Below are 2,657 nucleotides of genomic sequence, written 5' to 3'. Positions count from 1 at the left end.
CTTCTATCGAGACAAGACGTCCGAGGTCAGCCTTGGCCACCCTGAGTTGCTCGCCAAGCAAACGGATCAGTTCGCCGCGCCTAAGCGCGGCGAACTGATCCGTTTGCTTGGCGAGCAACTCAGGGTGGCCAAGGCTGACCTCGGACGTCTTGTCTCGATAGAAGTGGGGAAGATCTCTTCGGAGGGCTTGGGCGAGGTCCAGGAGATGATCGACATCTGCGACTTCGCCGTCGGCCTGTCGCGTCAGTTGTACGGCTTGACGATCGCTACCGAGCGTGCCGAGCACCGCATGATGGAAACCTGGCATCCGCTCGGCGTCACCGGCATCATCTCGGCGTTCAACTTCCCAGTCGCCGTATGGTCGTGGAACGCGGCGCTTGCCCTTGTCTGCGGGAACTCCGTCGTCTGGAAGCCCTCGGAGAAGACGCCGCTAACCGCGCTAGCGGCTCATGCCTTGTTCGGCCGGGCGGTCAAGCGCTTCCAGGATGAAGGCGGAAGCGTCCCACATGGACTTGCGACGGTACTGATCGGCGCCCGTGATATCGGCGAGGTGCTGGTCGACCATCCGATGGTGCCGCTGCTCTCCGCCACCGGTTCGACGGCGATGGGTCGCGCGGTCGGTCCTCGCGTCGCCTCCCGTTTCGGTCGCTCAATCCTGGAGCTGGGTGGGAACAATGCGGCAATCGTCACCGCTACCGCGGATCTAGACCTGACCCTACGCGGCATTGCCTTCTCAGCGATGGGCACCGCCGGGCAACGCTGCACTTCGCTGCGGCGCTTGTTCGTGCATGACAGGGTCTATGACAGCTTCATTCCACGATTGAAGAAGGCCTATGCCTCCGTTTCGGTCGGCAACCCTCTCGAATCGGGAAACCTCATTGGCCCCTTAATTGACAAGTCAGCCTACGACGCCCAGCAGTCGGCACTCTCCGAAGCCAAGGCTGGTGACGGTAAGGTCTTCGGCGGTGAGCGAGTCGATGCCGGCTTCGGCAAGGAAGCCTATTATGTCCGCCCTGCGCTTGTAGAGATCGCCGAGCAGACAGGTTCGGTTGAAAAAGAGACTTTCGCCCCTATCCTCTACGTGATCCGTTACAGTGATTTCGATGAGGCGCTGCGGCTGCACAACGCCGTGCCGCAAGGTCTGTCGTCATCCATCTTCACCAATGACCTGCGGGAGGCCGAGATTTTTCTTTCTGTGCGAGGTTCCGACTGCGGCATCGCCAATGTGAACATCGGCCCCTCCGGCGCCGAAATCGGTGGCGCGTTCGGCGGCGAAAAGGAAACTGGCGGCGGCCGTGAATCCGGCTCGGACGCTTGGAGGGCGTATATGCGTCGGGCAACCAATACCATCAATTATGGTCGCAGCCTCCCGCTCGCCCAAGGCGTGACGTTCGAAGTCGAGTAGGCAGCCAGCGAAGAGGTCGCCGCGCGAAGCCACGCTTGGCTGTGATGTCCCGGCGCCACGGTCGCGACGTATGGGCGGCAAGCCCTGCCGGTTCCTCCCCACCGGCAGGGCGCTTCTAACATGAGACGACATCGAAGATGGCGCGGGCAACCGCTTTAAAAAGCGTGCAGATCCCTGCATGCATGTCCCACTTTTTGGAGTTCCTGCGATGGTCAAGTTGCTGCCGCTCACACAGGCCGTTGCGGAGAACCTGAACAACAGCGACTCGGTCGCCTTCGAGGGTTTTACCCATCTGATCCCCACCGCCGCCGCGCATGAGGCGATCCGCCAGGGCTTTCGCGACCTGACGCTGATCCGCATGACGCCCGACCTGATCTATGATCAGATGATCGGCATGGGCATGGCGAGGAAAATCGTCTTCTCCTACCTCGGCAACCCCGGCGTCGGCCTGCTGAGACGAGCCCGAGACGCCATCGAGAATGGTTTTCCGCGCGAGATCGAGGTCGAGGAGCACAGCCATGCCGGCATGGCCAACGCTTATGAGGCGGGTGCGGCCGGCCTGCCCTGCGCGGTGTTTCGCGGCTATCGCGGCGCCGGACTTGCCGCGGTCAATCCGAACATCAAATCCGTCACCTGCCCGTTCACCGGCGAGGTGCTGGCCGCCGTCCCGGCGATAAGTCCGGACGTCACCTTCATCCATGCGCAGAAGGCGGACCGCAAAGGCAACGTGCTGGTCGAAGGCATTATCGGCATCCAGAAGGAGGCGGTGCTGGCCGCAAAGCGCGCCGTCGTGACGGTCGAGGAAGTGGTCGACAATTTCGACGACCTCCACCCCAACCTCACCGTGCTGCCGAACTGGACGATCGCTGCGATTTCGGTCGTGCCGGGCGGCTCGCACCCGTCCTACACGCATGGCTATTATGAGCGCGACAACGCCGCCTATCTCGAATGGGATGAGATCGCCGCTGACCGCGACCGCTTCCAGGCGTGGATGCAGAAGAATGTCATCGAGAGCAGCGCCGACGACTTTGCCGGCCGCGTCGGACATCTGAGGAAAGCCGCATGAGCGACACGAAGGGCTTCACCCCCAACGAGATGATGACGATCGCCGCCAGCCGCGCGTTGAAAAGCGACGATGTCTGCTTCGTCGGCATCGGCGCGCCATCGGCCGCCTGCAACGTCGCGCGGCTGACCCATGCGCCCGACATCACGCTGATCTATGAGAGCGGCACCATCGGCACCGCGCCTGAGG

Annotated in this window: 3 protein-coding genes; all 3 read left to right on the top strand. The window is 62.5% G+C overall.

What is annotated here, in order from left to right; all coding sequences use genetic code 11:
* A partial coding sequence (locus tag EOA33_RS31355) for an aldehyde dehydrogenase family protein (RefSeq protein WP_127407392.1) occupies positions 1-1,405 on the top strand: 1,405 nt, incomplete at its 5' end.
* Between the two features lie 208 nt (positions 1,406-1,613).
* Entirely contained in the window at positions 1,614-2,471 is an 858-nt protein-coding gene (locus EOA33_RS31350) for a CoA transferase subunit A (protein ID WP_127407391.1), read from the top strand.
* Positions 2,468-2,657 (top strand): CoA-transferase (locus EOA33_RS31345; protein WP_281033580.1); only part of this gene is annotated, 190 nt, incomplete at its 3' end. The genes EOA33_RS31350 and EOA33_RS31345, both read left to right, overlap by 4 nt.

This window comes from Mesorhizobium sp. M4A.F.Ca.ET.050.02.1.1, assembly GCF_003997725.1.
Lineage (GTDB): Bacteria > Pseudomonadota > Alphaproteobacteria > Rhizobiales > Rhizobiaceae > Mesorhizobium.
This window is presented reverse-complemented; position numbering and strand designations above follow the sequence as displayed.